The 7,817-nt window shown below is 71.4% G+C and carries 5 protein-coding genes and 2 pseudogenes; all 7 read right to left on the reverse strand.

All coding sequences use genetic code 11. The annotated features are described in order from the left end of the window. Positions 1–1,152: pseudogene (locus LQ51_RS33135) on the reverse strand (hypothetical protein); the annotation flags it as partial. A gap of 37 nt (positions 1,153–1,189) precedes the next feature. Further along, positions 1,190–1,348 carry a DUF6760 family protein gene (locus tag LQ51_RS33140; protein WP_156313290.1) on the reverse strand — a complete coding sequence of 53 codons (159 nt, stop codon included), beginning with the start codon at positions 1,346–1,348 and terminating at the stop codon, positions 1,190–1,192. Further along, complete coding sequence (locus LQ51_RS31035) at positions 1,345–1,794, reverse strand: hypothetical protein (protein ID WP_046571932.1); 450 nt, start codon at positions 1,792–1,794, stop codon at positions 1,345–1,347. The genes LQ51_RS33140 and LQ51_RS31035 overlap by 4 nt, the downstream gene beginning before the upstream one ends. Positions 1,795–1,798: 4 nt before the next feature. Then, positions 1,799–2,242: a phage tail protein gene (locus LQ51_RS31040; protein ID WP_046571933.1), complete on the reverse strand. Its 444-nt coding sequence runs from the start codon at positions 2,240–2,242 to the stop codon at positions 1,799–1,801. Positions 2,243–2,266: 24 nt separating this feature from the next. After that, positions 2,267–3,802 (reverse strand): phage tail sheath family protein, encoded by a 1,536-nt coding sequence (locus LQ51_RS31045; RefSeq protein ID WP_046571935.1) that lies wholly within the window; start codon positions 3,800–3,802, stop codon positions 2,267–2,269. A gap of 122 nt (positions 3,803–3,924) precedes the next feature. Further along, entirely contained in the window at positions 3,925–4,341 is a 417-nt protein-coding gene (locus LQ51_RS31050) for a hypothetical protein (RefSeq protein WP_046571936.1), read from the reverse strand. 3 nt (positions 4,342–4,344) lie between these two features. Beyond that, a pseudogene (locus LQ51_RS33600) lies at positions 4,345–7,817 on the reverse strand (hypothetical protein); the annotation flags it as partial.

Raw genomic sequence — 7,817 nt, forward strand, 5'->3', positions numbered from 1 at the left:
GGGACACCGGCCGACACCGCCCAGCGGACCCCGACCGACACCGTTCAGCGGACGCCGGAGGGCGGTGTCGGCCGGTGTCCCTTGGGCGGTGTCGGCCGGTGTCGGTCGGGCCAGCGGGAGGGCGGTGTCGCTCGGCGGCACCCGGGCGGCCAGCCCGGCGTCGACCGGGGCGGGCGGGCGGCGTGGGCCCGCCGGACCGCCGACGGCGCGCTGCGCCATCGGGACGTCCGCGGGCCCGGTCGCGGACGGTGTCGGGCCGGGCCGGGGAGACACGATCGGCTCGCCCAGACCGAGCCGGCGGTGCGGCCGTGCCGCCTCTCCCGGAAAACGCTGCACGGGCAGGTCGACGGTGGACGGTCCGGCGGTGGCCGGCGCCGTGCTCCCGGCCGCCGCTCCGCTCGCGTCGCCGCTCCCGGCCGGTCCCGGCAGGCCGGCCGGCGGGAGGTCCTGGCCCAGGGTGGGTGCCGCCGCGGGGTCGCCCGGCTCCGCCGGGCCTGCCGGCCCGGGGACCGGCTCGGCGAACGGCTCCCCGGCGCGCGCCGGGGCGTCGACGGTGGGCAGGTGCAGCTCCACGGCGGGCGGCGGGGCGGTCACCAGCCGGCTGACCGGCACCGGTTCCAGCGTCACCGGCCCGGCCGACGGCGGGGCACCCGCCGGTGCCGGCCCGTCCGGCATCGGCCCGCTCCGGCCCGGTCCGGCACCGGTCCCCGCCGACGGCAGGCCGGGGGACGACAGGTCGCCGGACCGTCGTTGCACCGGCGTGGCGAGCCGGCCGCCGTGCGCCGGTGGGGTGGCGAGCGGCAGCGGGGCCGCGGCGTCAACGGACGGGCGTGCGGTCGGTGCCGGGTCGGGCCGGCGCGGCTCCGGTGCGGGCAGGGCGGCGTCGTGCAGCACCCCCGACGGCTCGGCCGCGCCGACGAGGTGACCGAGGGGGGCCAGGTAGGACGGATCCCGCCAGGCGGTCAGCGCGCCGGTGAACGTCTCCGGCAGGTTCAGCCGTGGCTCCGTCGGGGTGACCCGCTGGATCGGCGGCAGTGCCTGCCAGGCGGACAGCTCAGTCCGGCCGGCCGCACCGGCCGGCCCCGGGGGCGCTGCGGCACCGGGTCCCGCCGCGGCCGGACCGGGGGTCGCGTCGGCGGCGGACCGCTGCACGGTCCGCTGCGATCGCCGGCGCCACGGCCACATCGGGTCACCGTCCCTGACTGATCCGGGTGTTGATGCTGGCGATCTCGGCCACGTACCGCAGCCGTTCGCCGTGTTCCAGGTCGAGGATCTCCTCGAGCGACCAGTGGAGGTGGTAGGCGACGTACGCGACCTCGGCGTAGATGCGGTCGGCCGCGTACGTCACGATTCCCCCAGGCGACCACCGGCGAGGTCGACGGCGAAGCGGTGCCGGCACTCGGGACAGACCACGCTGGCCCGGGTGTGGCCCTCGCTGTTGATCCGCCGGTACATGTCCTGCAGGAACGCCAGGTCGGAGGCGAACAGGTCCTCCACCACGCCGGGATGCACGTCCACCACCGTGCCGATCCGGGTGATCACCCGGCTGAGCAGCACCACGGTCAGGTACGCCGGGTTCTCGCGTACCCGGTCGTCGCGCAGCGGCACCAGCTCGTCCCGGGCCGTGGCCAGCCGCATCACCCCGTCCCGGTGCACCGTGCCGGCGCCGTCGACGTACCCGCGGGGCAGCTCGAACGGGAACTCCGTACGCAGCGTCTCGCGCCGAGGGGCGACGGTCGGCGTCTCGGCCTGCTCCGGGCCGGGCGGCGGGACGAGGGACGAGGTGCGGCGCATCGGACTACTCGACCTCCATCGCCTCGTACGTCACCACGAGCTTCTCGGTGAGCACGCTGGTGTCGCCGGCCTTGAGCGAGCTGATCTCCAGGCTCTTCGCCCACGCGTTGGTGAGCTTGTACCGCTTGATCGGCATGCCCTCGTAGTCGAAGACGATGATCGCGCCGCCCTTGCGGGCGTCGCCCATCTTGCCGAACCGGCAGTCCTTGATCCACTTCTCGAAGCTGTTGTCGGAGGTCAGACCCCGGGTGAGGGTGACCTCGCCGGCCTTCGGCGCGCCGGGTGCCTTGCGCACCACGAACTTGCCGTCGGCGGTGTTCGACTTGTACTCGATGACGTCCTGCTCCATCTTCAGGCCGGTCACCTCGGTGATCTGCCGGATGACGATGCTGTCCACCTCCAGGCCGAACGAGTGGCCGACGGCGGAGTCGAAATCGGGGAGCGGCACGACTGCCTCCTCACGCTACGGGGACTACTCGTTGACCAGGCTGGTGCCACCGGACATCTGGGCCAGCTGGAAGATCACGAACTCGGCGGGCTTGACCGGCGCCACACCGATCTGGCACACCACCTGGCCGGCGTCGATGCTCTCGGCGGGGTTGGTCTCCCGGTCGCACTTGACGAAGAACGCCTCGTCCGGGGTGAGCCCGAACAGCGCCCCCCGCCGCCACTCGTTGACCAGGAACGCGCTGATGGTGCGCCGGATGCGCGCCCAGAGCATGTCATCGTTGGGCTCGAAGACCACCCACTGGGTGCCGTTGAGGATCGACTCCTCCAGATAGTTGAAGAGCCGCCGGACGTTCAGGTAGCGCCAGGCCGGGTCGGAGGAGAGGGTGCGCGCGCCCCAGACCAGGATGCCCCGGCCCGGGAAGGCCCGGACGCAGTTGATCCCGAGCGGGTTGAGCAACTCCTGCTCGGCGCGCGTCAGCTGGGTCTCCAGCGCGACCGCGCCCCGGATCACCTCGTTGGCGGGGGCCTTGTGCACGCCCCGCGTGCCGTCGTTGCGCGCCCAGACCCCGGCCAGGTGGCCCGAGGGCGGCATGAACCGGTTGGTGCCGGTCACCGGGTCGAACACCTTGATCCACGGGTAGTAGAGGGTGGCGTACTTCGAGTCGTACCCGGCCTGGTCGGTGCGCCACTCCTTGACCTGCTGCGGCGACAGGCCGGGCGGCGGGTCCAGGATGGCCATCCGGTCACCCATCAGCTCGCAGTGCGCGATCATCGCCGACTGCACCGCCTTCACCGACTCGAGGTCGATCGCGCCGCGCTGGTAGGCACCCATCAGGTCGGGCACCGCGACCATGGTCACCTCGTCGACCGCCTCCAGGCCGCCGAAGCCGGTCCGCTCCGCCGCGTCGCCGACGTACTCGTCGGCGGAGACGTTCTCCGGCGCGCTCACGGTGGGCGGAGCGGCGGTCAGCGCGACCTCGCCGCCGCGCGGCCGGGCGAGCTGCCCGGTCGGCGCCGCCTCCTCGATGGTGATCAGCTTGGACCGTTCCCGGACCACCGCGACCACGTTCTCCTTGCCGCGCTTGGTGGTCACCGACTCGAACGTCTCGACGACCTGCCCGCCCCGCTTGACCACCAGGTTGAACCGGTCGTCGCCGGCGCCCTCCGGTGGATCGGCGACCTCGACGGTCAGGTCCTCGGGGGTGCCCTCGGGCAGCGCGCGGGCGACCACCCGGTAGGTGCCCAGGATCGCGGCCGGCTCGGGCGCCGGCGGCAGGGCCTCGTCGCTGGCCCGGTCACCGCCGACCCGCACGATGTACGCCGCGCCGCCGCCCTGCATGAAGTAGCCGTAGACGGCGTGGCCCAGGTAGCAGTCCGGGGCGAACTCGCCGAAGATCTGCGAATACTGGCTCCAGTTGGTCACCAGGGTCGGGGTGTTGAACGGCCCTTGCGCGGCGAAGCCGACGAAGGCGGCGACCGCCGTGCCGACGCCCTCGATCGGGCGGGAGCCGGACTCCACCTCCTCGACGTACACGCCCGGCGCCAGGTAGTTGGGCATCACGCCTCCTCGTCCCTCAGGGTCGAGTCGAGCGTCCCGCGTCCGCTGCGCCGGTCAAACGTCCAGGTGGACGCGTGATCGGGAAGAGGTTGATGCCCGATGAGGCATCATCCGAGGATTGCCTACTCCCACTCGATTTCCCGCAACGCGGCCACGCCGTCGTCCGGATCGGCGATGACCTCGTCATCGCCGTCCTCGTCGGTCACCGAGAGGATGCGCGGAGACAGGTCGATCATCGCGGCGATGAAGTCCGGCCAGGTGGCCTCCGACAGCGACGACTGGTCGGCGGTGATCAGATCGAGAATCCGGTCGGGTGATTCGTCGAACGCGATGGACAGCTGTGCCAGGTGCTCTTCGGACTCGAAGTCGAAGCGAATGACGTCCACGTTGGGCAGATACCGGATCCGCAGCGTTCCGTCCGCGTTCTGGTACGTGTGGTCGACCCAGCGCCACCCCTCGCCACCTTGCGGCTGCCAGCCATGGCTTTCCAGTCGGCTCTGAATGTCGTCGATCAGGTCACGTTGCTCGGATGTCGTCATTTGTCAGGTACCAGCCTTGATCTGTTCCATTTTCGCCGCTTCGGCGTTGATATTCTCGACAATGGGTTTGAGGCCGTCAAGCCGCCCCTGCAGCGCTTTCTTCGAAACATCATCGAGTTCGTCGCCGCCGTACTCACTCAACACTTCGGCAAGCGTGGGCACTCGCAGGTTGTGCCCGTCACTCCGGAGTTTGATCATCGCGTCGATACTGGTCTGCCGCTCCACATTGGTGCCTCTGCCACGGTAGAGGCCGATGATGGACAGGCTCAGGTGCACGTTCCTGGTGGAGGCGTACAACTGCAGCCGTCCGCCGCACCGTTCGCACGGACTCTTCGTGATGGTCACGTCCAGGCGGTCCCGCTGGCCCTCCGGGGCGCGCGGCAGCCGGTCCCGGTTGGCGTCGATGAATGCGGTGAGCACGTCCTCGGCGTGGTGATCCTTGTCGAAACTCTCCTGCCGGGGCAGGGAGCGCCCGTTCCACTTGGCCACCAACGCGGTGTGCGGAATGCCGGTCGCCCGTCCCGTCTTCTTCGACACGCGCACCGCGAAGTCCTTCTTGAGGAACTTCGTGGCTTTGTCGAACTCGGTGGTGGCGCCCAATTCGGCCGGCGAAGCGGCCACATAGACGTTGAGCTTTCCCAACCCGCCCGGCCTGACATCGACGCTGCGCAGGCCCAGCGGGCTGTTGACCCGGTGCACGTCCCGTACCGCGGCGTCCAGCTGGGCCGCGGAGTCGACTCCGGAGCCGATCCTCGCCCGTAGTTCCCGCGCCGCCTTCGCTTTGACCTGGCTCGGGCTGAGGCGTTCGTTGCCTGCCGGCTCGCCCGGTGGCCGCCCGGCGCCCTGCCGTCGTCCGGCCTTGGCCTTCAACTTCGCCCACAGCTTCTTGCCCAGCCCGACGATCTTCCCGACCACCCAGTCCACGGCCTTCATCACCGGCCGGCTCAGCGCCTGGAAGAACTTCTTCACCTTCTCGGCGATCCCGCCGATGCCGAGGATCGCGGCGAGCGCCCCGATCAGCACCGGCACCGAGCGGGCCAGCGCCTTCTCGATCAGCGCCGGCACGCCGCCTGCGCCACCGCCGGCGATCGCGATGATCGCGTCGAGGACCGAGTTGACGAACTCGAAGATCTGCGCGCCCTGGTTGACGATGAACGAGACGAAGTCGATGATCATCTTGACCGCGCGGACGAACGCGGACGCCGGGTTGAGCAGCGAGATGATCCAGGTGATGCCGGCCATCAGGATGGTCGGGATCAGGTATTCGCTGATCTTCGAGAAGAGGTTGGCCTTGAGGTCGCCGACCTTCTCCTGGATCTCCTCCCACAGCCCGCCGAGGCCCTGCGCCTGGACCTTCTGCACCAGCGGCACGGACTGCTCGACGGCGCCCATCGCCTGCTCCGGCACGCCCTTCTGTACGATCCGGCCGCGGATCGCGCCCCAGGTCAGCCCGAGCAGGGAGCCGATCATCATGACGATGCCGCGCAGGTCGAACTTCGCCGGCAGCTCCAGCCCGGCCCCGGCCATCGCCCCGGTGAGCCAGCCGACCAGGCCCTTCTTCAGGTGCTCGCCGATGTTGGCCAGGAACCCCCGCAGGCCGGCGCCGACGGCGCTGACCAGGTTGCCGAGGAAGCCGATCGGATCCTTGATGATGGCCATGACCGCCTGGGCGGCCTTGGCCAGCACGCCGAGCAGCATGTCCTTGAGCTGGAGGATGGTCTTGATCACCCCGGCCACGGCGTCGACCGCCTTGGCGACCAGGCCCTGGTTCTTCTCCTTCTCGGCGGCGATCTCCTCGTCGACCGCCTTGAGCGCCTCGTTGTACTTCGTGGCGAGGGTCTGCACCAGCTCGGTGCCCTTGTTGTTCACCGATTCGGTGAGGTCGTCGAACTTGCCGGAGAACTCGCCGGCCGCCTCCTTGCCGATCGCCTGCAGGTCGGCGGGGAGCTTCTTCACCTCGGCCTGCAACTGGTCCCGGCCGGTCGCGATGCGCTGCTTGGCCCGGGTGAGCTCCGCCCCGATCAGATCCGCCACGCCGGAGATGACCTGCTGCATCCGGTCGACGTAGCCCTTGCGGGCGGTCACGAAGATCTGGTTGGCCTCCTCGGGCAGCCCGGCGAACTTGTCCTTCAGCCACCGGCCCTTGCCCAGCAGGCCCGAGTACCGCTTGTCCTTGTACTCGTCCATCCGCCGCTGATGCTCGGCGGTGAACGCGTCCCGCGCGGCCTTCTCGCCGGTGGTGAACTTTTCGTCGACCTTCTTGTCCAGGCCGGTGAGGATGTCCTCGACGTCCTTCTTCGTGGCGTCGAAGACCTTCTGCAGGGTGGCTGTGACGGTGGCCCGCCTGGCCTCGTCGGCGGACTTCGCCTGTTCCTTGCCGGCCCCGAGGGACTGCCCGGCCGTCTTGCGGTCGGTGGCGAGCGCGGTCATCGCCGCCGCGCCGGCCGCGCCCGCCGCCGCCTTCGCCCCGCTCAGGGTCTGCGCCTCCGCCGCGCGTACCTGCCCCGGCGCGGTCGCGGCGTGCTCCTCGACGGCGCTCTTCTCCTTCAGCGCGCCGGTGAACTCCGGCTCGTTGGAGCGGGCCAGCTGCTCCTCGGTGACCTGGGCGTCGGCCATCTGCTGGTCGACCTGCTTCGGCCCGGCCGAGAAGTCCGTCGCCTCCGCCGGCGCCTTGTCCGGTACGGCCTTCGCCGGGTCCGGCGTGCCGGGCGTGGCGGGCGGCTTGTCGGCGGTCAGCGGGGTGACCGGCTTCTCGACCGCCTTCGAGGTGTCCGGGGGCGCCTTCGTGGTCGTCTCGATCGGACCGGCGGACGCCTTCTTGCCGTCGGTGACCTGACCCTGCACCTGCCCCTTGACCGCGTCTGCCTTGCCGGAGCCGCCGAACTTGTCGGCCTCGTCGAGGTTCTTCGGCGCCTGCGCCGCGATGGCCTCGTTGACCGCCCGGATGAAGGCCGCCTTGTCGAATTCGCCCGGCTTGGCGGCGTTCATCTTCTCCGCGTTGGCCGCCTTGCCCTGGGCCTCCTTGTCGTCCTGCGGGGGCTTCGCGGCGCCCTGCGCCTTCGCCGCCTCCGACCGGGCCGGCGGGTGGGCGGCGAGCAGCTTCTGCTTGCCCCGCACGTCGGCCGTCAGCGCCGCGAACTTCGGATCCGCCGCCGGCCCCGGCCGCCGCACCGGGCCGGCGTCGGCGGCCAGCCGCTGCACCGGGGCCGCGTCGGTAACCAGCCGCAGCGCCGGGGCCGCGTCGGTAACCAACTGCTGCGCCGGGGCCGCGTCGGTGGCCAGCCGCTGCGCCGGGCCCAAGTCGGTGGCCAGTCGCTGCACCGGGGCCATCGGCGCGCCCAGCGCCGGTCCGGCGGCCAGGGTCGGATCGGTCTCGGCGGCCAGCCGCCGCGCGGGCGCGGACGGCCCGCCGAGGTCGGAGCCGGCGAGGGCGGCGGCGACGGGCGCGGAGGTAGGGCCGGCGGGGGCGGCGGGCG

The organism is Micromonospora sp. HK10 (assembly GCF_000982955.1).
GTDB lineage: Bacteria > Actinomycetota > Actinomycetes > Mycobacteriales > Micromonosporaceae > Micromonospora.